General features: G+C 37.7%; 29 protein-coding genes. 5 read left to right on the plus strand and 24 right to left on the minus strand.

Annotated features, from left to right (window positions below; translation table 11 throughout):
* Positions 1–114: 114 nt before the first annotated feature.
* On the minus strand, positions 115–2094 hold the full coding sequence (locus B3P17_RS03685) for an ATP-binding protein (protein WP_291103442.1): 1980 nt from the start codon (positions 2092–2094) through the stop codon (positions 115–117).
* A gap of 350 nt (positions 2095–2444) precedes the next feature.
* Between B3P17_RS03685 and B3P17_RS03690 the strand changes: the two genes are divergently transcribed.
* The 4 genes from B3P17_RS03690 to B3P17_RS03705 are packed head-to-tail and all read left to right on the plus strand — an operon-like array spanning position 2445 to position 5430.
* Complete coding sequence (locus B3P17_RS03690) at positions 2445–2708, plus strand: hypothetical protein (RefSeq protein WP_006842774.1); 264 nt, start codon at positions 2445–2447, stop codon at positions 2706–2708.
* An 11-nt stretch (positions 2709–2719) separates the two neighbouring features.
* On the plus strand, positions 2720–3739 hold the full coding sequence (locus B3P17_RS03695; RefSeq protein ID WP_291103451.1) for a fusion protein: 1020 nt from the start codon (positions 2720–2722) through the stop codon (positions 3737–3739).
* A 5-nt stretch (positions 3740–3744) separates the two neighbouring features.
* On the plus strand, positions 3745–4155 hold the full coding sequence (locus B3P17_RS03700; protein ID WP_291103454.1) for a PcfK-like family protein: 411 nt from the start codon (positions 3745–3747) through the stop codon (positions 4153–4155).
* Between the two features lie 3 nt (positions 4156–4158).
* Positions 4159–5430, plus strand: a complete 1272-nt coding sequence (locus B3P17_RS03705; RefSeq protein WP_291103457.1) for a PcfJ domain-containing protein — start codon at positions 4159–4161, stop codon at positions 5428–5430.
* Between the two features lie 314 nt (positions 5431–5744).
* On the opposite strand, the gene B3P17_RS03710 is transcribed toward B3P17_RS03705, so the two are convergent.
* From B3P17_RS03710 to B3P17_RS03750, 9 genes are all read right to left on the minus strand, one after another.
* Positions 5745–7922, minus strand: coding sequence for a TonB-dependent receptor (locus B3P17_RS03710; RefSeq protein WP_291103460.1), 2178 nt, complete (start codon positions 7920–7922; stop codon positions 5745–5747).
* Between the two features lie 119 nt (positions 7923–8041).
* A complete protein-coding gene (locus B3P17_RS03715; protein WP_291103463.1) occupies positions 8042–8371 on the minus strand; it encodes a hypothetical protein in 330 nt (109 codons plus the stop codon).
* A 43-nt stretch (positions 8372–8414) separates the two neighbouring features.
* Positions 8415–9233 carry an arsenite methyltransferase gene (gene arsM, locus B3P17_RS03720; RefSeq protein ID WP_291103465.1) on the minus strand — a complete coding sequence of 273 codons (819 nt, stop codon included), beginning with the start codon at positions 9231–9233 and terminating at the stop codon, positions 8415–8417.
* Between the two features lie 21 nt (positions 9234–9254).
* The gene (arsB, locus tag B3P17_RS03725) at positions 9255–10289 is read right to left on the minus strand and encodes an ACR3 family arsenite efflux transporter (protein ID WP_108821995.1); all 1035 of its coding nucleotides are present in this window, start codon (positions 10287–10289) and stop codon (positions 9255–9257) included.
* A complete protein-coding gene (locus B3P17_RS03730; protein WP_108821994.1) occupies positions 10282–10707 on the minus strand; it encodes an arsenate reductase ArsC in 426 nt (141 codons plus the stop codon). Before B3P17_RS03730 ends, arsB begins: the two co-directional genes overlap by 8 nt.
* A 73-nt stretch (positions 10708–10780) precedes the next feature.
* The gene (locus B3P17_RS03735; protein ID WP_255412457.1) at positions 10781–11242 is read right to left on the minus strand and encodes a GNAT family N-acetyltransferase; all 462 of its coding nucleotides are present in this window, start codon (positions 11240–11242) and stop codon (positions 10781–10783) included.
* 4 nt (positions 11243–11246) lie between these two features.
* A complete protein-coding gene (locus B3P17_RS03740) occupies positions 11247–11567 on the minus strand; it encodes an ArsR/SmtB family transcription factor (protein ID WP_108821993.1) in 321 nt (106 codons plus the stop codon).
* A gap of 154 nt (positions 11568–11721) precedes the next feature.
* Positions 11722–13011 (minus strand): hypothetical protein, encoded by a 1290-nt coding sequence (locus tag B3P17_RS03745; protein WP_291103476.1) that lies wholly within the window; start codon positions 13009–13011, stop codon positions 11722–11724.
* 184 nt (positions 13012–13195) lie between these two features.
* A complete protein-coding gene (locus B3P17_RS03750) occupies positions 13196–13621 on the minus strand; it encodes a DUF3872 domain-containing protein (protein WP_291103479.1) in 426 nt (141 codons plus the stop codon).
* Between the two features lie 41 nt (positions 13622–13662).
* On the opposite strand from B3P17_RS03750, the gene B3P17_RS03755 reads away from it, so the two are divergent.
* Entirely contained in the window at positions 13663–13947 is a 285-nt protein-coding gene (locus tag B3P17_RS03755; RefSeq protein ID WP_291103482.1) for a YciI family protein, read from the plus strand.
* On the opposite strand, the gene B3P17_RS03760 is transcribed toward B3P17_RS03755, so the two are convergent.
* The 14 genes from B3P17_RS03760 to B3P17_RS03825 form a co-directional block, all read right to left on the minus strand.
* Complete coding sequence (locus tag B3P17_RS03760; RefSeq protein ID WP_291103485.1) at positions 13944–14525, minus strand: conjugal transfer protein TraO; 582 nt, start codon at positions 14523–14525, stop codon at positions 13944–13946. The genes B3P17_RS03755 and B3P17_RS03760 overlap by 4 nt on opposite strands.
* A 46-nt stretch (positions 14526–14571) precedes the next feature.
* Positions 14572–15537 carry a conjugative transposon protein TraN gene (traN, locus tag B3P17_RS03765; RefSeq protein ID WP_291103488.1) on the minus strand — a complete coding sequence of 322 codons (966 nt, stop codon included), beginning with the start codon at positions 15535–15537 and terminating at the stop codon, positions 14572–14574.
* A 52-nt stretch (positions 15538–15589) separates the two neighbouring features.
* The gene (gene traM / locus B3P17_RS03770; protein WP_291103492.1) at positions 15590–16876 is read right to left on the minus strand and encodes a conjugative transposon protein TraM; all 1287 of its coding nucleotides are present in this window, start codon (positions 16874–16876) and stop codon (positions 15590–15592) included.
* A 4-nt stretch (positions 16877–16880) separates the two neighbouring features.
* Complete coding sequence (locus tag B3P17_RS03775) at positions 16881–17165, minus strand: TraL conjugative transposon family protein (protein WP_291103495.1); 285 nt, start codon at positions 17163–17165, stop codon at positions 16881–16883.
* 11 nt (positions 17166–17176) lie between these two features.
* Positions 17177–17800 (minus strand): conjugative transposon protein TraK, encoded by a 624-nt coding sequence (gene traK / locus B3P17_RS03780; protein ID WP_291103498.1) that lies wholly within the window; start codon positions 17798–17800, stop codon positions 17177–17179.
* 32 nt (positions 17801–17832) lie between these two features.
* Entirely contained in the window at positions 17833–18825 is a 993-nt protein-coding gene (gene traJ, locus B3P17_RS03785) for a conjugative transposon protein TraJ (RefSeq protein ID WP_291103501.1), read from the minus strand.
* 20 nt (positions 18826–18845) lie between these two features.
* A complete protein-coding gene (locus B3P17_RS03790; protein ID WP_291103503.1) occupies positions 18846–19475 on the minus strand; it encodes a DUF4141 domain-containing protein in 630 nt (209 codons plus the stop codon).
* Positions 19476–19568: 93 nt separating this feature from the next.
* Positions 19569–20531 (minus strand): fimbrillin family protein, encoded by a 963-nt coding sequence (locus B3P17_RS03795; RefSeq protein ID WP_291103506.1) that lies wholly within the window; start codon positions 20529–20531, stop codon positions 19569–19571.
* A gap of 51 nt (positions 20532–20582) precedes the next feature.
* Entirely contained in the window at positions 20583–23087 is a 2505-nt protein-coding gene (locus B3P17_RS03800) for a TraG family conjugative transposon ATPase (protein ID WP_291103509.1), read from the minus strand.
* A complete protein-coding gene (locus B3P17_RS03805) occupies positions 23084–23419 on the minus strand; it encodes a DUF4133 domain-containing protein (RefSeq protein ID WP_291103512.1) in 336 nt (111 codons plus the stop codon). Before B3P17_RS03805 ends, B3P17_RS03800 begins: the two co-directional genes overlap by 4 nt.
* A 41-nt stretch (positions 23420–23460) precedes the next feature.
* A complete protein-coding gene (locus B3P17_RS03810) occupies positions 23461–23760 on the minus strand; it encodes a DUF4134 domain-containing protein (protein ID WP_026626753.1) in 300 nt (99 codons plus the stop codon).
* A 160-nt stretch (positions 23761–23920) separates the two neighbouring features.
* A complete protein-coding gene (locus B3P17_RS03815; RefSeq protein ID WP_291103516.1) occupies positions 23921–24583 on the minus strand; it encodes a hypothetical protein in 663 nt (220 codons plus the stop codon).
* A gap of 3 nt (positions 24584–24586) precedes the next feature.
* Positions 24587–24994, minus strand: coding sequence for a DUF3408 domain-containing protein (locus tag B3P17_RS03820; protein WP_291103519.1), 408 nt, complete (start codon positions 24992–24994; stop codon positions 24587–24589).
* Positions 24987–25760 (minus strand): ParA family protein, encoded by a 774-nt coding sequence (locus B3P17_RS03825; protein WP_291103522.1) that lies wholly within the window; start codon positions 25758–25760, stop codon positions 24987–24989. Before B3P17_RS03825 ends, B3P17_RS03820 begins: the two co-directional genes overlap by 8 nt.
* Positions 25761–26303: the final 543 nt, after the last annotated feature.

Genomic DNA, 26303 nt, shown 5'->3' on the forward strand with positions numbered 1-26303 from the left:
TCAAAAATATCTAAACTCTTACTTAAACCTTTATTTTCAGTATTACAGTAACAAGGTACAGTTTTTTGTAGATCGTTATGGCAATTTATATAGAAAAGTTTTTAACTTCTTTCTTTACTCTACACCGAGTTTCTTGAAAAAGATCTTATTCCGCATTTTTGCATCTTCTATTAGCTTTCTAAAGCTCATTATCTCAATATATAGATTAAAACCGCTACTAAAGCCAAAATATCCTTCTCCATCTGGACTTAAAGTTAGTGAAAAACCTTTTGCAAACTCATGAATTTTATCACAGAGGTCACATACGACATACACATATATCGGAGTTTCATTTGAAACCTTTATTGCTTCTAAACCATCAGGCATTTCATATTTGCCTTTTCGTATTTTATCAGCATAACGACAAGCTTGCATAATAGGATTTTCTTCGTCCGGATAGTTTGCCCTTTTAGGCCTTTTAAATTCAAAGATTGTTATCGGGCTAGTTGTAATATTGTCGCCGTTTCTATAGACAATCCGTTCTTCATTGAATACTACAAGATCTGGTTCTGTTTTTTCAATTTTAGATATTATTTTATCAGATGCTACATATTGAGAGAAAACAAGGCGTTCATCTAGTAACCATAAATTGTGGTCTTCATAGTTTATCGTTTCAGAAGTTTTACCCATTGGAAATATTAAATTATGGAGCTCAGCTTCCAAATGTGCCTTGTTATCTGTCTCTCTTCTTTTACGTAACTCATCAAATGTATCTGTAATAAGTTTTCTATTACAAACATAATGAGCTAAATCATTTTTTCCGTTAATCGAAACACGAGAAACAATTTCTTGTAATTTATCATCTATCAAATTATCATCCTCTGCAACAATCTCTTTTATTTCTATACGTACTTCTTGTTCTTTTTGAAATTTGAATTTCTGAAACTCAATTTCAATACGCTCATCTGTCAGGTTAGTTGGTAATTCAGTTAAATCGAAATCATTTAAATACGTTCTGTGCCATGGGGCATTTAGATTCACATATTTATAAACACGCTCTTTCTTTTTCTCAAAACGCTGTTTGACATCATTATCAAAGAAAGATTTGATAATCGTCGAAACTTCTTTTTCGATCTCAGCTTGACTTAATGGGAAAAATGTATCGCCGGCCTCTTTCCCAAAATCAAAAGATTCTCTTTCCAAAGACACATTCGTGTTAAGGTAATCCCCAAGAACATATGACTTAACTATGAAATTACGCTTCGTATTATCTTTAATATCGTAAAATTCATCTTGAAATTCAGGAATATATGTTTGTAAGGTCGTTTCTGTAACTTCTCTATTATGTGCAGTTAAGCATATTTTACTGGACAATGTAGAAAAATATATTTTGTAAACTTTTACTTCAAAAAAATAGTCGTTATTATCAAGTTTGCTCGTTATTGGTATTTTTTTTACTCCAACTTGAGAAATTGCATTATTGTCATTAATATAATCATTCAATATAATACGTTCTGAATTATCTTTTTCTTTCAATATTATTTGAGGTACATTAAAAGAACTATTAACAAAGAATACGAGCAGTTTTTCGACTAACTTACGAGCTATCACATTTAAACCCTTGTCTAATTGTTCTGGATTTATAATGTTTTCCAAAAACAATCGACTTCCGGTATAACATTGAGTCGCTGAACCAATTTCTTCATCGACTATAATTTCATCTTGTTTCCCAAACCTAAAATTTCTGTATGTATATTTATTCCCGTCTATAAATTGACTTTGAATAAACGCATTATTAAAGTACTTTAGGTACATAAATCGCCCTAAACCTTTTCCTCCAATTTCAATTTTGGCATTACTTAAATATGTATCAAAAGATTTTCTATTTTTAGCATTAAATCCAACTCCATTATCTATTATTTCTATACTTTGAATAAACGGTTTTGAGTTATCAAAATCCAGAGTATTATCTCGATGAATAATAATCTCAATTTGTCCATTAGGATTATTCTCTATAGCATCTATGGCATTAACTACCGCCTCAACAATCGGTGTGTATATATTTGACTTACTCTTTATATTTTTTACAATACCCAGTATATTTATCTTACTCATTGAATAATAAAGATTTAAGTTGGTAAATTAACAAATATTTTTTGATAAAATATTATTAGGATATAATATTCTATTGATTTTCCTCTTCCGTTTCTCCTTTTATAACTGCTCCTCTTTTGGCGGAGTCATCTCTTGATCGGTCTTTCTGTTCATCGGGCAAAGGTATGAACGGCTTTTAGTCCTGCATATTCTTACGCCTATCGGTTTTCGCAGAAATCTTCCTCTTTCCTTTCAGGCGAGCGTATTTATCCGAAAAAATATGCCTGTCTAAAAGCCTATACCTAGTTGTCGCCCTTGAAACAAAAAACGACCGATACGGCGGATGACGCATGAAAAAAAAAGTCGCAGTTATGAGAAATGAAAGAAAAATATTGAAACAAAACTCCCTCCCCTCTGGAATCATCATAAAATTGGGTTTAGGGGTAGCAATAGTGGCTCTGTGTGCATGGATAGTGACACAAATGAGTATAAACACTTCTGTTATTACAGGACTTATCGGTGGCTATCTGATTATCTGTCTTGTATTTAAAATAGTAAAGCTATTTATCAAGATCATATTATCCATTATAGCTTTTATCATCCTTATCTCCATTTTCTTATTCCTAATCTTTTAATCCATACAGCCATGACAAAATTATATTCATTATTCGCAGAAACAAGAACTGATACAGAAGTTAAAGCAGTAGCAGAAAACCAAATCCTCCAAATGGAAGGATATTCCTATGACCGTTATGTAGTCCATCAAATTACACACGACAAATACGGCTATCACTATCATCTGATTAACCTGCGTACACTTGATATGCAACAATCTGAAATCATTAAACCGTTGAGCCAAAAATTTGGAATCGGTATGTATTACGATGAGAACGACATTGAATTTATGCCCGAAGAAGAAGTCTCAGAACTCTATACCAAAGCAAAGACTAAGGAGGATGTAGAACAGGAAAAAGAAAGACAAGAGAATGAACGCAGAAAGGCTGTAAGAGAAATCGGTCGCAAATGGCTGAATGAAAACTTACCTGAAGATGCCAAAGCGATCATTGTGGCTCGTTTAAAGGCTGATGAATCCGACTCACAAACCGATTATTATGCCTCAAGAGTAACACGCACTGTAATTCTAGGATTCTCCAATCACAAACGGGATATTTTCTCCGAGATGCGGAAATATGCTTCCAACTTTGAAGAAACAGCACATCTGACAAACTATAACGAACAGTATGAACACAGGGAAAAGTATTCAATGGGTGCTGGGTATTATCTGGGAGAAAGCAAATACAGCGGATGGATTATTGAAAAATCACCGATATATGACAGAAAGAGTAAGATTGACGAATTCGCCTATGTGGCAGGATGTCCCGATGGTATTTACATCAATAAAGGCAATGACAATAATACTTCTACCCAAGAACAGAAAGAGCCGACGCTCCAATTCGAGTCTGATAACCTCTCTTTTGAGATAGTCGATTATTCAGAGAAAGCAATTGCCCTGTTCGGAGATACCAAAGAAATCAAAGATTTACTCAAAGCAATAGGCGGAAAATTCAATCCTAGACTGACACATAACAATGAGAAACAAGCAGGATGGATATTTTCCAAAAGCAAGAGAGATGAATTAAACACAGTATTAAACTTAAACAAATAACGACTATGAAATCAACAGCATATTTTACACGAACCATATTAACACATCTGGAACAAAGAGCATCCATAGACCCATTGTTCGCCCAATCGTTCGCCAACCTTGATAAGAATATTGATGATTGCTGTACTTACATCCTGAACCAAGTACAGAAAAGCGGTTGCAATGGCTTCACTGATGATGAAGTCTACTCAATGGCTGTTCACTATTACGATGAAGAAAACGTAGACGTTGGCAAACCGATTGATGCCCGAATAACAGTAAACCATGTGGTAGAACTGACAGAAGATGAAAAACAACAGGCACGCCAAGATGCGATTCAAAAAGCACAGAATGATGCCTATAATAAGATGAGGCAACCTAAGAAGAAGACAACTGCTAAACAAATAGCTAATACAAACCAACTAAGCCTATTTTGACCTATGAAACCAAAGAATAAATTCCAACAACAACTTGTAGAAGCAAGCAAGACATTGCCTAGTATTACTAAAGAACAGATACAATGGGGATATGATAATGCAATTGAATATCTCGGTTATCGATCTAAAAAAGGTATTGTAACCTGCTCCAAGTGCGGACACTCATGGCAGGGAGAAGGCGAACTGATTACAACCATTTTAGGTTGCGATTGTCCGAACTGTAAATCAAAGCTGACTGTAAAAGCTACAGCCAAACGGACATTCAATGACAGCTATTATATGACTGTTGTTGATACCCATAAAGGCTATCAAGTACTACGAACTATTATGTTAGGATATACGAGCAAAGTCGGAGAAGTTCCCAAATACAGTGCATCTGAAGTGATGCAACGTTGGATTGCTCCCGATGGGAAGTATTGTACATTTGCACGTCTTCGGCAGACAATGGGTACAATGTATTACGATTCATGGATATTTCATACTCCATTGGAGTTACGACAAGAGATTGATGTTTACAATCGTATCTATATGGGTGTAGTATATCCCAAACAAAAGCTAATACCTGAACTAAAACGTACAGGCTATAAGAAAGCCTTATACAATCAAAAGCCATTAGATTTATTTCGTATCCTACTAACGGATAGTAAAGCTGAAACGCTAATAAAAGCTAAACAAGCCAAGCTATTAAAGCGTATTATGGATAGCGGATGGAAGAACATTGATAACTATTGGCAATCGATTAAGATTTGTATTCGTAATAACTACAAAATCAAAGATGCTACCCTTTGGTGCGATTATATTGACTTACTTCGCTTCTTTGGCAAAGACTTGCACAATGCAAAATATGTTTGTCCCGATAATCTGAAAGCAGAGCATGACCGCTATGTCGCCAAGAAAGCAAAAGCAGATACTCAGTTGGAAATAGAAAAGCAACTAGCTAAAGAAGCCGACTATAAAGAAGCAAAAGCCAAGTTTTTCGGTCTTATATTTTCAGATGGATTAATCAATGTACGGGTATTGGAAAGTGTAGCAGAGATAATAACCGAAGGCAAAGCCATGCACCATTGTGTCGGCAGTTATCATTCCAAAGAAGATTCTCTGATTTTATCGGCTTGTATAGCCGGTAAACGAATTGAAACAATCGAAGTTTCAATCTCTCAACTAAAGGTTATCCAATCAAGAGGCGTTTGTAATAAGAATACGAAATACCATAATCAGATAATTGATCTTGTTGAGCAGAATATTCCACTCATAGAAGAAAGACTTGTAGCATGAAAATAAAAGATATTACAAGTCAATCAGTCGAAGTGATTAATCTGAATAAGGCTATCAAGCAATGTAAGTTATACAAGGATAGTCACTTCCTAATGGATTCGGGGCATGCAGTTGGAGATAATTATACTTTTATGCTCAGACAACTGGAAAAATTGAGACAAAAATCAGGCAGCGAACGGCGAGACAATATTCTCGCCGTCTTCTTTTCTCGGTGAGTCTGATGCGGTAGAAAAGAAGCAAAAGACCAAGTCTTAAATTTCGGTCACTTTATTGAAATCAGACATCCCCTTTCAGATGATTATTATACTGATATCTCACAGTTTAATGATAATACCTGCATTCAAAACAAATCCATCCAATGGTGCGTAAATATCCCGAAATTTGGGTTTAGTCATCGAATCCGTATAAATAGTATCAAACCTTGTTTGTCGCCTGTCGGTAAAGTTCTCAAAATTAGCATATACAGAAAACTTTTCCCAAATACGTTGCATCATTAGTCCGCAAATCAGATAATCCTGTCCTGTTTTTCCGTCATTCAGTTTTTGTTTTCCTGTATAATAGGCTTCCAATCCGATTTTCCATTTGTCCTCTACCTCATACATTAAAACTGAATTGATTTTATGTTTCGGGGTAAGGGTTTTTTGATAGCTTCTGACATCTTCCTTAACATTGGCATCCGTATAGGTATATCCGAGAAACAGCCCGAAATCCTTATACGTTATTTTCATATTGGTTTCAGCACCTTTACTATCCACATGACCGTCTATGTTATTAAACTGCCATCGGCTGTTTTCCGCAACTTGCAGTTCAAGCGGATTTTTAAGATAGGTATAAAAGAATAGCTGATTTATACTTAAAAATACCTGGTCGCCAAATAAGCCTGTTTTATAAGTAAAATCCACATTTGCCCCGTAGCTTTTTTCCAACTTGTTCTTATCATCATCTATCGGTAAGACATTCTGAAACTGTATACGTTCGCTATCTTCGGAAAAGATGCTAGGTGCTTTATATCCAAATCCGCCACCCACACGGGATGAGAACTTCTCATTGATCTTGAAAAGAGACGATATACGGGGTAGCACAGCAAATCCATAATCTGTAACGTAATCTGTTCGCAACCCGGTTTCGAGGTTCATCCAGTCCGTTATCTCCGTATTATTTTGTACAAACACGCCTAAAGTAGTCATGTTGTAATCTCTCAAAGGAAAATCGGTCAGTTTCTTTTCAGTAAACTTATCCGTCCAAACATTCGCACCTGCTACCCATTCCGTTTTCTCTTTGGTATGTATATAAGAAACTTCCGAAAAAGAAGACAGTTGCTCACCATCAAATTTAAAATCAGGAATCTCAATTTTACGACTGAAATAAGTGACACTGTTTTTTACATTCAATCGGTTTTGTTTGTCAAAACGGTGTTCAAATGTAAGTTGGCTTGAGTGTCTTTGTGTTTTATTCCTTTCAAAATAAGAATGTTCTTTATCTCCTTTCCCTTCTATATATTTCATATCGCCACCCAGACGGTTTTCTATCATAGAGTTTATACCGAAATTAAAATCCGTATTTTCAGACAAGTATAAGAATAGTTTCGGATTAAGTACAAACCTGTCGAATTTTGGTATCGCTGTAAATCCCACATCTGACGGGTCATAAGCCCAGTTACGATTATAGGATGCAAATACGGCAGTACCTACTTTATTGAATTTTTGACCGAAAAAGCTGTTCACATCAAGCCCTTTGCCTGTTGTCCCATTCAGGTGTATCGAAAAATCCCTTTCCTTGTCAGGGGTTTTTGATATAAGGTTTACTAATCCGGCAATCGCACCACCACCATACAAAGTAGAAGAAGAACCTTTTATTATTTCAACCTGCTTTAAATCGAGCGGTGGTGTCTGTAACAAGCCTAATCCGCTCGCTGCACCCGAAAACACAGGAAAACCGTCTTTCAATATCTGTGTATATCTACCATCCAATCCTTGAATACGGATAGATGAGTTACCCGATATAGCAGATGTTTGCTGTGTCATAATACCTGTACTCTCGTTTAGAAGCATTCTTATATCACCGGGCTTCATTACTCCTTTTTCTCCTAACTCTTCTCCATTTATAAACTCAATACGAGTAGGGATATCTTTAAATGTTCGGGTTCCTCTTGTTGAAGAAACAACTACTTCCTGTAATGTTTCTTCATCAGGTTCAATTTTGATAATAATAAGTTCGTCCGAAGTAAGCGGAAAGATAAATTCTTGTATGGTCTTTTCATATCCCATATAAGTGATTTCGAATTTCTGTTTCCCGTCCGGTATATTTGAGAGTACTGCTAATCCTTCAGTGTCGGAAGATGTGCCGTTCGTTGTGTTCTGAAGAACGATACTTGCACCGATCAGAGGTTCTTTCGTTTCGCAATCAATCAACTTGACTTTAAGCGTATTTTGTGCGAAAATATTGGGAAAACTGAAGGCTAAGAATAGCATCAGCATAAATTTCATTTTCATTATGATAAATGTTTTAAATCTTCAATTAGAAATAGCATGAAAGCTACGATATTACAAAAATTGCATTACCGTAAAAATTGCAGGTCATATTTAGTATGGCCTGTAAAAAATAAGTTCGTTTATGCTTGTGGCGGTTGCCAGATTAAAGATATAAAACCGGGTACGTCTCCTTTAAATACATAATCTGAGTTACAATCAGAGACTAACCTTAATGCGATTGTTATGGGATGATAGAAACGGGCTTCCGGAAAGCCGGTACAGGTATTACAGTGGAGAAATGGAGAGCAACAACTGTAGTTGTTATCAGAACAGTCATCACAAGCGTTGCTTGTATCATCTCCTGTATTCTGCGTCTCAGTATGTATGGAAAAACATTTATCCTCAAAACAGCAAGGTATTACCGATAATAGGAATACACTTATTGCTAATATAAAAGATAAATATTTCATATTACAAATATAAAGAAATTTATACTAAAAAAGAGTCAGGAGTTTATGAATTATTTCTATAGCCTGTCACAGTAATAGAATAGATTCCGACATTGCCCTTTTTATATTTTTCAATGGTCGATTCATCCAAATGCTCCTGTAAAACATCTTCTGGAATGACAACTGTTTTTGTTCGTTCAATCTTTATATCAGTAAAATTAGCCTTTTCAATCTCACCCAAATAATCGTCTTTTTGTATGGCACTAGCTATACAGCCTGCATACATGGAAGCATTATCTGTAAATTCTTTTGGAAATACACCATTCAGCACAACATCAGAAATACAGAAATGGCCGCCTTCTTTCAGTACCCGATATATTTCTTTAAAGATTTTATTTTTTTCGGGTAATAAATTCAAGACACAATTACTTACTACAACATCTATGGAACTATCGGGTAAAGGCATATTTTCAATATCTCCTTCGATAAATTCGACATTGGTATATCCTCTTTTAGTTGCGTTCTTTCGTGCCTTTTCTATCATCTGTGGCGAAAAGTCAATGCCGATTACTTTTCCTGTTTCCCCAACTTCTGCTCTGGCTATAAAACAGTCGTTACCTGCACCTGAGCCTAAGTCTAAAACTGTATTACCTTCTTTAATGCCTGCATACTCAGTAGGTAGTCCACAGCCTACACCTAAATCAGCATCTACTTCATACCCTTTAAGCCCGCTGTAATCTTCGCTCATGATCGTAAAGACCTTTTTTGAAGGAGTCGCAGGATTCGTTCCACAACAGCAATCGGATTTTAAAGCATCGCTATTCAAAGCCAGTTCGCTATATCTCTGTTTTACCAAAGCTTTCTTTTCTTCGTTTGTATTCATATTAAAAGTATTGTAGTTATTTTATTTATAATATTTCTTTCTGAGCCAAAAGGCAATGTTCACCAACAGTATAAGTACAGGCACTTCAACTAATGGGCCTACTACGCCTGCAAAAGCCTGCCCGCTATGCAAGCCGAAGACTCCTATTGCAACTGCGATAGCCAGCTCAAAGTTATTACCTGTAGCTGTAAATGCGATTGAAGCGTTTTTATCGTAAGATACACCCATTAATTTGCCCGCAAAGAAGCTGAGGAAGAACATCACCACGAAATAGATTAATAACGGTATGGCTATGCGCACTACATCCAATGGTATTTGTACAATTAGTTCCCCTTTGAGACTAAACATTAACACAATGGTAAATAATAACGCAATCAGGGTAATTGGCGATATGGCAGGGATAAACTTATCCTTATACCATTGTTCCCCTTTTATTTTAACCAATATCAAACGGCTTAAAATACCCATTAGGAAAGGAATACCTAAATAGATAGCAACTGTTTCAGCTATTGTACCTATGGATATATCTACGATTGCACCTTCAAATCCAAATAACGGTGGTAGCTTGGTTACGAATATCCACGCATAGAAACTGTAAAAGAATACCTGAAAAATACTGTTCAGGGCAACAAGTCCCGCACCGTATTCTGTATTACCTTCTGCCAGGTCGTTCCATACAAGTACCATCGCAATACACCGTGCAAGACCTATGAGGATAACCCCAACCATGTATTCGGGATAATCGTGTAAAAAAAGAATGGCAAGTAAGAACATTAAGACAGGCCCGATAATCCAATTCAGGACTAACGAGACAGTCAGTATTCTGACATTCTTGAAAACTTTCGGCAGTTGTTTGTAATCTACTTTTGCCAATGGCGGGTACATCATCAGGATAAGACCGATAGCCAGAGGAATGTTTGTTGTCCCGCTCGACATGGAATCTATATAACCGCTGAATGAGGGAATAAAATAACCCAATCCTACACCGATAGCCATTGCAAGGAATATCCAAAGGGTTAAGTTCTTATCTAAGAAACTCATTTTCTTTTTACTCATGACCTTTTATCTTGCTTGTATATAGTTCGTAAAATGCTTTTTTGATTTCATCCCTTACCCTGATATACTCGGATTGAATAAATCCGGGTGTTCCTGTAGCTTCGGAAGGGTCGTCAAAGCCGATATGCAGGCGGTTCTTTACTTTTCCCGAGAATGCAGGACAGCTTTCATTTGCACCACCGCAAACGGTTATCACATAATCCCATTCATCATTCATATATTGCTCTACACTATCGGATGTATGGTGCGAAATATCCACCCCTGCATCCTGCATGACTTCTATTGCCTTTGGATTTACTTTTCCGCTTGCTTTTGTCCCTGCCGAATAAACAGACAATGAAGGATCGAATGATTGTAAAAATCCGTGTGCCATCTGGCTACGGCAACTATTTCCTGTACACAGAATTAAAATTCTCATATTGTTTATAATTTCGCGTTTACACTAACAGTTCCTGTTTCGTCGAATAACGAATGCTTGTCTTAAAAAAATATCAGGATAAAACTTTTGACATTTTATAGTTTGTCATGGAAATACCAATGCAAACGGTCTGTTGTTCCAAAATAACATAGCCTTTTTTTGAGAAGAAAGGTTGGGCTGTAATACTGACATCAGCAGTTATTTCTGAAATATCTTTTAACCGTGCATATTCTTCAATCTTTTTAAGTAAGAATGAGGCAACACCTTTTCCCTGATAGTCCTTATGAACAAACATAGAATTTAGATACCCTGATAATTTTAGCACAGCGAACCCTAATATTGTATTATTTTCCTCGGCAAGTATAAAGTATTGCTCATTAATACGTTCCTCCCACACACTCGCTTCTTCTCCTCTTGCAGCCCAACACTCGACCTGTTCAGGAGTATAGTCTTTCAAATTGACTGAAAGGATAGTTGAACGGAACAGTTCTTTAATAGCAGGGATATCTTTTTTACTTGCAAACCTGATATTCATAATATTAGCAAATATCATCTGTTTTCTGTAATTGAGTAAAAAAGCCACTAAATAGTTCTTTGGCTTTATTCCAGTTCTCGTTATTGATACAATATTTCACGGTGGGTAATGTAATTGTTCCCTGAATCAATCCTGCATCTTTTAACTCGTTCAGATGTTGTGACAGTGTACTTTTAGCGATAGGTAATATCTCCGACATATCGCCATGATAGCAGCATGACTGATTGGCAAGCATTTCAAGTATGGCGATACGAATAGGATGCCCTAATGCTTTAGCAAAACGGGCTAATTGCTCCTGATCGGCTGTTAATTCTTTTTTTGACATAGACTATATATTTATTGTTCGCAAATATACGAACATAATTTTGATTCGCAAAATCACGAATGATATTTATTAAGTAAATGTAATTAGCATACTTTTATGTAACAGAAAAAGAAGTGAAAAATTATTGTTTAAAAGTCAATCAATTGATTATACTTCATTTTCCATATTTTCTAAAAGCAGAGATTGTTTGATATATTCCATACCCTATGGATATTTTACCTAAGAAAAAAAGAATAAATCCTATCCAATTTACATTTTCTCCCAATCCGCTAATTCCACTTAATATCCAAAAGAAGTTAGCAGCCTCTGTTAGATATTGACTATCACTCCATATAAATGTCTCTCCCCAACCGTCACGAACAATGATAAATAATGAAAAGAATATAATCCAGGAGATGATAGTAAAAAGAACCCCTCTTATCCAATTTTGGCCATAATCATTCGATAACCAATTAAAAGTCAAGACAATTTTTTCTTTTAGATTTTTATAATTCCAAGGAAGGTATCTATTTAATAACCTTAGTTCTTTTGCTTTTAAATCCAAAGCAACATATTGATTAGATGCTTTGATAGCCTCAATTTTAAGTATTCTGGCCGATTGTTCATCCGTTACAGATCTTATTGTAGTTCCGGACAGAGACAATGCTCCTCTATTGAAAATAACATTATCTATTTTTATCTTATTTATTGTTGCATTATTAAACGTTATATATGTATCAAATAATATGTTAGTTAATAATATCTCATTAATAACAGCCTGATCAAAATATATATTTCCATTAAAAATTGTTTTTCCCATTGTTTCTACCGAACCAAATTCAACTTTCCCTTTAAAAATAGATCGATTAAAAAACACAGGACATTCAAACATTGTATTTACAAAATTTACATCTTTCTCAAATATAAAGTCCCAGAATCTGGCATCCCTAATTATTGCTCCCCAGAAAGTTACATCCCCTTTAAATAACACCCGATCTTCATTGCCGCTAAAAAATGCCGTTTTGTTTAGTTCACTATATCCGAAACTTACATCAGATATGAAAGTAGTCCCCGAAAGCCGAAAATATTGTTTAAATAAATTTTCTTGGAAAAGAGCCTTTTTTTCAAAAGTACATTTTACAAAACTCACATCTCTTTTAAAAATATGCCCATTTATATTTACTTCATCCTTGAATAAAGATTCATTAAAATTTAAGGTTATTTCTATCTCTTTTTTATCAAATGTAATTAAATCAACTTTCTTTTCAAAAAGAATATCAATGAATATGATAGCTTTGGCATTTGGCCATTTCCACAAGAAATTTGATAATAGCATATCCAAATCTAATTCGAATTTGAAGATACAGCCAGATATCATAATTGAATGAATATGAAGTTTAACCTCCTCTTTGGTCTTTTCAGAAAAATAAGATAGTACCTCATTCAGATTATTAAATTCCATCATTTTTTAAACATTAAAATTCATGTTCTAAATATACAAAAAGTCGGGCAAAATTGTCCGACTTTTTATAATACTTTCTCACATCATCACCTCTCCAAAAGTTCTATATCACTCGGAGCCGTCACCAACGAATAAATAATATTTATCCAAGTGACGATATACGAAATTATCATCATTGTTATCATAACTATTCTTCTTCCGAATTATCGTTATTAAAAGAAAATGAAAGCTGATAAGTATTCTGATAATTATCCTCAAAGTAAATATCAATCACTTGTTGATCTTCCGACTTAGAAGTATAATACAACCGAAATGTTTCCTTAGTCAGCTTATAAGTGTCATTCGGTAGAAATACGGTTCCGTCATCCATTTTCAGTTCCCCTTTACCATCAGACTGAAAATATCTTAGATAATACTTCGCATTATCATATCTACCTGATCGTTCTAGCTGACAGCGAATCTCAGCCGTCTCTCCAACCTTTAGCTTTTTCGGCACAGGCAGGTGAGTAACCTTGAATTCATAACTTTGGCGAATATCAATATCGTCGCTACAGGCACATGCGATACATGCAATCAGTATCGTGTAAATTATATATGATGCTATTCTTCTCATATCGATTTCTATTTTTTACTTTTGTTTCAAATTTGAATGTTATGTTTATTTTCGTTCTAACCTATCAGAAACCACTTAGTGAGATTGAAAAATATCTGGGTATGCACTGCACTTATCTGGATATAAATTATAAAGAAGGATATTTTATTGCTTCAGGACGACAAGAACCCCGTACCGGAGGTGTTATCCTGTGCAGAGCAGCAACAAAAGAGCTTGCTTTGGAAATTATGAAAGCCGATCCATTCTATATCAATAAGGTTGCGACCTACGATATTATCGAATTTATCCCTACCAAATACGCTGATGGCTTTGAACGATTTATCTAATTGATAATTATCTTAACCCCCATACCTATTTGTGTATGAAATTTATTGATGTCCGATCCGAGTAATACCCGCTCTCTTGCATTGAGCAGTAACACAAGCCGATCAGTCAGGTAAGTTTCTATCTCAAAGCTAACTGCACCACCGTATAAGAAATTATCCTCTGTTGTGATACTTGCTCCATCGAACAACAGTTCCTTCCCCCAATTAATTGTTTCATAACCTGTAACTGCAGAAAGTCCTACGGAGAAGAATACTGTTTTACCTGGATCAGATAAGAATTTCAGATAATAACCACCTTCTACTGTTATCTGAGATAAGGGTATCAGTTTATCCTTATACTCATAAGACTTTTGCAAGTATTCTCCACCAAAAGTCCATCGATTGCCATTCTTGGTATAAGTCGATAAAGCAATACCTCCAAAGAAAGCTTGTCCGTCTTTCTTTTCCGGATTAAATCCATCCACAAAACCACCTGTTACCTGAATCCCTTTTTGTCCGGGTAAGTAACGTTGAGCATGAGCCTGTCCTATCAGAACAAGGCTCAATATGAATACTAAAGCTATTTTATATTTATACATTTTGTTATTGTATTTGTATGTAATAAAAGAGTCTATGACCCTGACCTTATTTAATCTTTAACTCATTAATCTCCTCTGCCCGTATCAGGTCATCGTTCTCTATGACAAAGGTTTGATTGCGTCCTCCGTTCTTTTCAAAGAGTTCAATAACCAAATGCTTATCATTAGGAATCGTTATCTTATCAATGGTAAAGACAGTCCGTTCTGTCTGATTAGCTCCAACCTGAGAAATGAAATTATAAGCCCGAAGCGGATAGATCACCGTTTCCTGAACAGCCGTCTGTTTTACCATCTTCTTATCTACAATCTTGAACCGGATAAAATCAATATCAAATGGAACATTCGTAGAGTTTTTGATCTGTGTATGCAGGTACAGAAGGCCATTGTGACTGTAAATACCTTTGAGTAGATATTGGATACCGAATCGCTTCGAGCCGATATGTTTTACAATTCGTTTGTCATTCTGATAGATGGAGCGATTAATCAGGTAAACGATGCGGGGAGATTCACTACCGAGTTCCTTCAGGTAAATCTCCATTGAGTTATTCGGTCTGTTGGTTGCTATACCATCATGCATAAAGTCTTTCATTTCAATGTTTAGCTTTTCAGGCTCATCGGCATATTTAATATTGAAAGTGTAATAACTTCCTTCTTCGGTTATTACAGCCATATTTGTTTCGGTTTCAAAACCACGAATAGCCGCTTTAATGCGTAACACATTCTCCGAACTTCCCGCTTTTCCTGCAATGATATTACTCGATCCTAAATCCACATACCGAATCGCAGCAGGGAAGATAACATGCACGGTCTTCTCAAAAGTCACTTCCAGTCCGTGTGGAGGAATCATCCTGTCAAAGGAGATCTTCTTACTCAGTCCTTCGTAATAATCCCCATAAGTGGGTTTCAATACCTGTTGCAGATCTTCCTGCATATCTTTTGGTGTTGTTTCATTCTGTGCATGAGCAACAATTGTTGTCAGCACCAATGCTAATGCAATAATATATTTCTTCATTGTTTTATTTCTCTGATTAATAAATACTTGTTTTTATTCAGTTGTAAACTCTTTACTGTTTGGGCATCAGCATGATCCGATAGCCCGATTTAAGGGTAACCTTTACCTGCCGTATTTTTTTCTGCATATATGCCGATACACCCTGTATGGCTCCCTTACTGAGATCGGATGCCAGTTGTGCTCCAGTACTCTGAGTCATCGTAAAGCTTGTTCCTACACTGTTTCCCATATTGGCAACAATCTCTTTGGCTGCATTCATCTCCAGTGATCCCGGTATATGGATACCTTTCTGTCCGTCAGTATCGTAAGTGACCATTTCTACAGGAATAATTGTTCCATTATACTCGATAGAGGATATCAGTATATCCAACCGCTCACCCTGAATTTTAGCAATACCTGTCAGAATAGTATTTTCAGGGATAAGAGTAGTTCCTGCCACCAATGGTTCGGTCAATCGCAAACGGGTTGTTTGTCCATCAATTATCGTCTGGTCATCATGGATAACCGCAGAGATGGTATTTTTGCTACTTACTCCAACCTCACCATCCATTGTATTGAAACCAGTGTTTCGGGGTTGGTCATACATTTGATACAACTCTTCATTCGTAAGATTTTGAGCCAGTGACGAAACCGTATTCTTTTGTATCTGACGAACTGGGCTGATTGTAGTCTTTCCATTTTTAGAAGATCCATCTTTTCCATAATTATCAATCTTGCTTTTCAATGAATTGGAATTTGTCATTGAAGGCTCTGACTGATTATGTGGCATATACTTGGCAGCCATTTCATAGGATTTTTCCATCAGGAGCAGTTGTTCATCGACTGCCGACTGTTTATTGTCCTTATCCTGCATTTTGGCTTCCAGTTCCTCCAGTTTCTTTTTCATCTCTTCCTTTTCAGGATCGTCTTTGGGCTTTTCATAGAAATTACCCAATGTCCGGTTGATGTCTCTGTAGGCCGATACCGAATTATTAATCGGAGCTTTCTCTTTCTTAATAGCCTGCTGAGGCTCATCATCCAGATTAATAGTCACCCGTTCAGTTTTGGAACTTTCCAGCATATCAGCATAACCCTGTAAGGATTGCATCCGCTCTTTCTGCCGTTCTTTCATTTGTTCCTGTTCGTAGGCATCTTTCTTGTCTCCAATAATACCGTCTCCTTTGGGATCGGGTATATCGGCATTGAAACCCATACCTATCTGCTCTTTGGCTTTTTCTTTCTCCGATGGAGAGATAATCAGCCAAATACATCCTGCACAAACAATCACCATCAATGCGAAAATTGCATATTTCTTCAGCTTTTGTTTCTGCTCTTCACTTAGTTTTGGTTTATCTGCCATATGATTAATCTGTTTTATTGTTAGTACTATCCGAATCGAATACCGCATCTTTCGGTTTGGTCTTTTCCAGTTCGAGTTGTTTGATATGCTCTATCTTTAGCTGATCTCTGCGTTCCTGTTCTCTTCCCCAATTACTGATTGCCGTAAATGTGAAATACAGGTTCAGGATTGTAAAGAATAAAAGCATAATGACAATTACGGTCAATCTCTTATCAGGAGTAATCTCCCCACAGAGGTCTTTGAGCTTATCTTCCAGCCAATAACCAAGTTCTTTAATTCGCTCTTTCATAGCTCTGAATCTTATCGGTCCAATACCCTTAAATCCTTATTTTCCCGTATTTCGAAAGCTTCGATGCTGAATCCATGCGGATTATTGTCGGAGCGAACAGAGTTTAAGAGTTTACAGGTTGTCACAAGGCTTCGTTCGGTGATATTACTCTCTCTGATAATCATCTGTCGGGCATAGGTGATAACCTGATAAGGATAGACCTCAAGATCACAGGAAATACTATCGACCTGTAAGGTCTGGTTGATATTCCCCGAGATGATCCGATTGTAATATCCTCTCTCCGATAGGTCTTTGTAATAATTGAAAGCGGACTTATCCGACAAGAGCAATGCCCGTTGGATATTACTTTCAATGGCTGATTTATCGGGGGAGAGCGTAAAGAACAGTTCATGAAACCGTCTGACATGTTCCCGGGCTTCTACAGGACGGTTCTGTGATAAGTCCTGCGAAAGAGCGAGCATCAGAGACTTTCCGTTATCCAGCACATAGATCTTCTGGCGTTGTGCTTCTGCAAAATTGTAGGCACTCCAAACAGAGTAACCTGCAACGGCAGCACACAAAGAGAGAAACACAATGCCGAAGATGCGGAGTTGCTTAAAGCTCGATTCGATATTTTTTAATGATTTGAATTCCATTGTTTTTTGATTTGATAATTGAGATTAGACATTTACCGCCCTTTTAATCGTCCTACAATATTTCCGGCAGCAGCACCTCCGACACCACCGGCCATTGCTCCGGCTTTGGTTGCTGTATTGTTTACATTCTTTCCGAAATTGCCCATACCTCCTGCGGATATAATCCATCCGGCAACAGTCGGTATAGTGAAATAGCCGACAATTCCGATAATGAGAAAGACTATGTAGATCGCATCTGAGCTATCCAGTGAGAAGTTCGGATCGGTCTGCATCCGTTCAATATCCGATTGGAGCATTAAGGACTGAAGCCTAGCCAGTATTGTACTGAACAGATCGGAAACGGGCAGCCACAGGTAAACGGATATATAGCGTGTGATCCACTGCGTGAGTGTCGATTGAAAACCATCCCAGACAGATATAGCAAAAGCCAGTGGTCCGAGAATCGAAAGAACAATCAGAAAGAAGGTACGTATCACATCTATGATCAATGCGGCAGCCTTAAAGACAATTTCCAGTATCTCCCGAAAAGCTTCCCGTATCCATTTCTTCGCATTATACAATCCACGCTCAATGTACATTCCTGCTATTTCCCCGACATCAGTAATACCCAGTTGATCCAGCTTCTCTTCAAAAAGTTCGTTGTCTACTAAGTAGGCTGTCTCAGGATTACGCTTCATGGCTTCGTATTCCAGCTTGTCTTTCATCTCTGCATATTTCTGCATATCCAGCGTTTCGGATTGTAGCATTCCGTTTGTCCCCTGTACCACAGGACTCATAATACTGTTAATTGTTCCAAGTACTACAGACGGAAAGAACATAATACAGAGACCAATGGCAAAAGGACGAAGCAGAGGATAGACATCGATAGGCTCAGCTCTCGACAGGGATTGCCAAACACGGTATGCTACATAAAACAAGGCTCCCAGTCCTGCTATTCCTTTGGCTATACCGATCATATTGCCACAGAGGGGCATCATCTGATCGTAAAGCGTCCGCAGGGTTTGATGAAATTGATCGAAATCCATATTTCTTCTTATTTAGGATTTTACCAATAACGATCCGAAGGATTACCATACAAAGCATTCACACGGGCTGTTTCCCCTTTCTTTTTAGCACGTAAGTAAGAAACCCCAATATTCTTATTTGTATAATATCGAACCAGATTACGGTAATCGAGCATTGCATCATAGCAGGAATTAACCACATCTATACGATCTTTATCCGAAAGAGAAAGTGTACTGATATTCACAACACCTTTTAGTTCACTCAAAACGTCATTGCTTTGTTCCAACAGACGGGTATATCCGTTGGCTATGGCATTAAGTTCTTCAATGGAATAATTGGGATCGGACAGCATCTTTTGAAAACTGTGTACATAGATATCGGATATTTCACCGACCATAAGAATGGTTCTTTGCACCTTCTTTGCATCTTTGACCAAGCCATTTACGGCTTTGAGTGCATCATAATACTGTTTGCCCTGATTATACACCTTTTGAACTTCTTTAAAATTGTTGACCATATTTTGGGCAGTCGTTGATGTCTGCACAATCTGTTTACTTGTATTGACAATACTCTGAGTAAAGTTACTCGGGTCCCAAACTGTCCACTGAGCTGATATATTTGAAGTGAAAAGCACAAGGCTCACGCACAACATGAAGATTTTCATTTTCATATTTCAATTATTTTTAATGATGTAAATTGAATAAAAAGAGAGAAGTAACAGAGTAAGAACAGAAGTGTCAGTGTTCTTACTCCCTGTGTGAGATTAGTCAGTAATGATTAGGTTTGCAGAAATCCCACCTGTCCAATCCGAGATGTTTACATTGCCGACTTTAAGGCTCGAACCAATAATCGTTACAGCATAGGTATTTTTTGTGCCGCCCTTCCAAGTGGTGTTAGCAGGAACTTTCCATGTATAGATCCGCCCATCTATCGTAAAGTTAAAAACAATATCACCTTCGCTTCCTGTAGATTTGATGGGAAGGACAAAGACTTTTAAGAAATCCGCTTCTGATTGAGCTGGCTTTTCCGGAATAGTCAACAGCGGATAGATATCCGAATACGCCTGAATAGATGCCGGTCTGTTCTTCCCTTCTATATTTTTGATAATTCCTGTTGAAATATCCATTAGTCCTTCATTGAAAAGAATAGTCTTCTTATCGGCATTGGCTATCTCAATACGGGTAAGTTTGCCTTGCCAGGGATAACTAAACTTGCTGATATTAAACTGTACCAAAGCCATTGCATGTTTCATCGTTAGTGCTACGTCCGGATTGTCTTTGTTGATGGCAGATTGTCCTGGGGTATGCGTTCCATACATATAATCGTGTTGCGTAGCGTGATCCACAAAGATCGACCTACCATCGGTATTGTTGCTACTGTATGGATAATAGGCATAGACTGTAGCGTTATCCCCTGTAAGTCTGATTTCGGGTGTTTGATTCCATATTCCGTTCCTAAAAACAGATAATGCATTGTCATTTTCTTTATACGAATTATTGTTATCCCCAAGACTACCCGATGTGACAAACAAACCAATATTTGTTCCTTCAGGAAATGCGGATACAACTGATGCTCGTGTACTGATAACATCTATTGCTGTGATGCCTGCCTGAATCTTTAAGACAGCATCTTTACTACCCGAATTTACCGGATCATCATCGTTACTGCAACTGTTAAAACTAAATAGAGAGACAGCAATGGCTGTCAGAAAAAAGAACTTTTTCATATAATTTATTTTTTACGTTTGAGATTAATTTAAAATTGTCGATAAGCCTGTTTACGAAAGAGGCTTATCCGAAGTGATTAGCTTGATAGCCTGTTCAATATCCCCACCTAACTTTTCCGAGAGTTTCTGTACCTGTAGCTTTTCTGTCTCTTCAGTAGTATAGGTGTAATACTCGGAAGGACTTACTTCTGTAGCATATACAGCCGATTGCATACCGCCTAATCCGATCCAGACTTCTTTATAGATACGGCTTGGATTGTTGGACATGTTGATGGAAAGTATCTGGGCTTTTTCTTTTTCGGTTAAACCTAATAAAGCCTGTATCGAATCGAATTTGTTCATATACTTTCGCTGGTCGAGTAGTATCTTGCAATCGGAATTATTAATGATAGCTTCCTTCACAATAGGTGATGAGATAATATCGTCCACTTCCTGTGTAACAACAATGGCTTCTCCGAAGAACTTACGAACGGTTTTATAGAGATACTTCAGATACTCAGCCATATTAGGAGAAGATAAAGCTTTCCATGCTTCTTCCACAATCAGTTGTTTTCGGATGCCTTTCAACCGACGCATCTTATTGATGAATGCTTCCATAATGATGATCGTTACCACAGGGAAAAGGTCTCGATTCTCCTTTATAGCATCAATTTCGAAGACAATGAAGCGTTTGGAAAGCAAGTCCAGTTCCTTATCCGAGTTCAGCAGAAAGTCAAAGCGGCCACCCCGATAATACTGACGGAGCGTTGTCAGCATATTATCGATATTGAAATCGGATTTACTGACTTCAATATCTCTTTTCGCCAATGCTGTTTTGTACTCATCCCGCATAAACTCATAGAAGGTGTTGAAACTCGGAACAATGCTCTGGTCAGTCTGAATCTTTTTAATGTATTCGTCAACGGCACTACCCAATTCTCCGGATTCCGTCTTCGAGATTTTATCGTCTTCGCTTTTCCAAAGCGTCAGCAACAAGGTTTTCAAACTATCCTTTTTCTCTACATCGAATTGGTTATCGTCAGTATAGAATGGATTGAAAGAGATCGGCTTTTCTTCGGTATATGTAAAGTAAATCCCGTCTTCCCCTTTGGTTTTACTGCGGATCATTTCACACAAGCCCTGATAGGAATTTCCGGTATCTACTAGGACTACATGCGTGCCCTGTTCCCAGTACTGTCGAACGAGGTGATTCATAAAGAAAGACTTTCCGCTACCTGAAGGACCCAGCACAAATTTGTTTCGATTGGTGATGATTCCTTTTTTCATGGGTAAGTCGGATATATCCACATGAAGAGGTTTACCCGTTACACGGTCTACCATCTTGATGCCGAAAGGAGAAGGCGAACTCTTGTAGTTTGTTTCTTCGACAAAGAAGCATAATGCCTGTTCAATAAAAGTATAGAAAGCTTCTTCCGATGGAAAATCACCCTGATTACCCGGAATACCTGCCCAAAACAGAGTTGGTGTATCGACTGTATTGTGCCGGGGCTTACATTCCATGAGTGCTAACTGGCTACCTACATCGTTTTTGATTCGTGAAAGCTCTTCCTTATCTTCACTCCAGGCCATTACATTAACATGGCAACGAACAGAGGTTAATCCGAAACTATGAGCATCATTCAGGTAATCTTCGATCCATTGCTTGTTTATCTGATTACTTCTGCTGTAACGGGATAAAGAGTGCATATTTCTGGCTTGTCTTTCAAAACGTTTCAGATTCTCTGCATGGTCATCAATAAAGATATACTGATTGACAATGTGGTTACAGGTCAAGAGTACTCCGATGGGTGCAGCAAAAGACAAACGGCAATCGCTTCGATCCGTAGATAAACGTTCGTAGCGGGTATCGGTTTCTACCTTACCCGGCAGATCATCTACATCTGAGAGCGTATGAAGACATAAATACTTATCTCCGATCTTCATTTCACCTGCACCCAGTGACATATCCTGTAAACAGGTGGTGTCATTCTGGGACAAGGAGAAATACTTTTCGATAATGCCTGCCTGATCTACTGTTCCTACAATCTCATCAGTCGTTAATCGTGCCAACTTGATAAACCCGCTATCGTTGATGATCCGTTCAAACTGGCTTACTGATTCCAGAAACTTCTGAGCCATTTCCCGATCTTGCATTTCTTTGGGAACGATAAAGCCTCGAGTGAGAGCTGTAAAGCTGCTTTGTTGCCTGGCTCTCTCTTTGGTTGTCTTGGTCAGAAACAGATAACAGGTGTGATTTAAGAAAGGACGCTCATTGAAATGACGCTCGAAACTGCGGGACAGAAAACTGATGTCTTCTTTCTGCAATTCGGGGGTATAATCCTCTTCGATAAACCAGTCCTGCTTGCAGACAATCGAATAGTTAGGCAATACCTTCATTGCTTTTGTCCAGGCTGCATGGATTGCTTCATACTCGGGAGAAGTGACCGTAAAGAGTTCAGGTAGTTCTACCCGATAGGCTACTGTTATGTCCGCATCTTTACTCAGGATACAGTCCTGTTCAACTGCCAGTATGGGAAACTTGCTTTCCAAGGTTGCTGCACTTAATGTATTCCTCATACCATATCCTCCTTTCTTTTGATACGACTAATAAGTTGTATGATCCGTTTACGATTGATGATATAGCGGGGATGGTTACGGATGGCTTGTAACTTCATGAGCCCATGTTCTCCGTATTTATCGTTCAGGTGGAATGTTGCCCAGACCAATATTCCCGCAGTAACCACTCCGAACCCGATGCAGACAACCTGACTGATCCCGATCATGTACATTATCACAAAGACGATAAATACAGACAATAGTCCACCTGCAAAAATGAAGAGGTACTGACTTTTGAGTCCTCGAAATTCTGCGGGCTTTCCGATTCCTTTGTTGATTGAATATTCTGCCATTCTTCTCGTTATTAAAAGTAAAATAAGAGAGTCTGAGACTCTTATAAGAAGAATGAGCGAAGAATGGTGGCGGCAACAATCAGGAAGATACAGGCTCCGAACCAGGAAGCGGCAGTCTTAGATGTATCAGGGTCACCTGAGCTAAACTTGGAGTACACCTTTACACCTCCGATCAGACCGACAACAGCACCGATTGCATAGATCAGTTTAGTAGCCGGATCAAAGTAAGATGTTACCATGTTTGTCGCATCAGTTATACCTTGCATACCGTTTCCCTGAGCGAATGCAGAGGCCGATGCAGCCATTAGTATGGCTACAAAAAATGAAACTTTTTTGTACATAAAATTGATTTTAAGCTATGGGGAGTGGATAGTTCCCCATAGCGGGTTTAACTTGTAACGTTGGAAATTAGTGGCGGTCACAGACCGTTTTATTAAAGATATTCTACAACTCTCTATCTCATAAGCAACCTCCTCTCTATTAAATGGTTATTATCTGACCTTAGAAATAATCGTCTGCTTTAAAATTCTTATACTCATCCGATTCATTTAGATGAGAAGCGAGGCCTGACTCAACATACTGCGGATTCTCTTCGGCATGTTGTTGAAGACGGAGTCCGATGAGTGATATTATCCTGACAGATAATTCTTTCTTTGCAGAAACCATCTTACCTACCAGTTCCGTATCCCGATTATCATACAAAACCTGTCCGGCCGTCTGTCCCTCTTCTTTGGTGACGGTCTTGCTGTTTATAACCTTTACGGTATTCACCATTACCTCATAATCCATCCCTCCGGCTGTATAGACTTCTCCTCTTGTATAAGCAGCAATTTCGTCTTCCTCTTCATGATCAATTACTGTTTCTGTCGGATCGGCATCTATCACTAAATCCTTCGGATCAGACTCGCTTTCATCTTTTGACGAATCAAATATATGCTCTTTTTCCTGTGGATTATCCGATTCTAAAGAACTGTCATTCAATGTCATCATTTGTCTGATATCGGGCATGCTTTTCCCAACCCGTCCAACTCTTTTTCCTCTTTTATGAGATTTTTCATCTTCTGATTTAGAGTTAGAAGGATTCTTCTTTATGGTTATTTTGTAATCCGACAGTTTAATCAGAATAATCCCCACAAGGCATAGGATAATAATTAACTCTATCATTGTTTACTCTATTAAATCGGTTCGGTCCTGTTTATATAAAGCGTTTATCTCATCCTTGTATTTTTCAAGATGATGCTTTAGGACATTGTCGATGTAGCCACCCACTGATACATCGTCTCCGGCTATCTGTTTTACGATCCGCATAATCATTTGATATACCGATCTGCTGATATATGCACCCTGACGCAACCGTATTTCATTACGGCATAAAAAAGTGGCTTCATAATCACCCGTACTGCTATTGCTTCGCTTATTCCGCTTACTACTATTCTCTTTAGGCTTTACTACCTCATCTATATTTTCTGCGACCTCTTCTTCTTTCTTGGGTGGAGCTTTACCTTCTTTACGTTCTCCGATGGATGCCAGCAGAAAGTCTTCATCAATTTCGTATTCGTTTTCTTTTTTAGCCATTAGCTCCTCCCTTCACGATAGATAGAAATTCATCTGTAACCTGATCCAACTGGCTGCCTTTTATCAACCTCTTATCGGCAGGAAGTAATGTAGAGCGGAAGATCGGTTTATGTTCCGTTGTTATTTCATGGCGAAAGCGTTTGGTATCAGGAACAAATGATTTCATGACCTGTAAGCCCAATTCAGCTATTACTAATTCGTAGACTCCGTACAGATGGTTACTTTCTCTTCCATCAACCATATTCCAGAGTAAATGCAAACTTTTGATATTTCCTTTGCCTGTGGTTATAATCTGCTCATTGATCAGTCCGGCATATTCCAATGAACTTTCCATAACCATGCGGTCAGCAGTAATGGGCGTTATTATATGATCCATTTGGGCAAGGGTGCTTAATACACCCTTGGCATTCATTGTTCCGGGTAAATCGAAGAATATAAAATCCAAGGGAACTTCTGATTCATGAATAATCCGTTCTGCGGTTTCGATAGCTTCAGTAGTCCTGCTCACTTCGATGGGATAAGCCTTTTTGTTCAGGCTCTTACATTGCTTATAAAAAAGTGATTTGTAATACGGATCTTCTGTTACAGACTGTTTATCCCGCAATCGCATCCCATTGATACTGTATTGCGGATAGTCACAATCCACGATAGCCACATTGTAGTCCTGTGAATAATGCAGATAACTGGATAGTAGTACGGTCAAAGCTGTTTTACCTGCTCCTCCCTTTTGGGTGGAGATAGCGATAAATAATGTTTTCCCTTTCATGTGATACTGTTTTAAATAAGTAATTCAATAATTCATTTGATCAATCAAGAATCAGAAAGTTCGTTCAGCTATTCACTTGTTATATAGCGATGTTATTCCTTACAGAATGATGTAAATACCTGCTTCATGAACTCTGTATTAAATGAGTTATAGTCCGACGTCATGACTTAGTGAAGTCATTCATTCATGAAGCCAGAACCTCTGTCATTATTGCCCTAATCAGAAACTTCATACACTTACCATATCAGTCATTCCTGAGCAGATTATATACATCTTTCATTGAAGAGTTAATGGATGGCAGAACTCACCAATTCGTTAATTGATCCACACAAAAGAACATTGAAAATAGGTAACCAATAGCGGTTAAAAAAGAACTGTCATCTAATGACATCTGGTGTCACCATTTGTCCGATAAACCTATGATAACCTTTTGATTAACGGACTCTACCTTTGTAGTGTGATGATAATCTTCCGGATTTTGAATTGGCTAATTCTCGTTTCCGAAATTAGCTTCTCGGGCAATCCATCGGAGGATGGATTTTG

This window comes from Dysgonomonas sp. UBA7630, from assembly GCF_002483985.1.
Classification (GTDB): domain Bacteria; phylum Bacteroidota; class Bacteroidia; order Bacteroidales; family Dysgonomonadaceae; genus Dysgonomonas.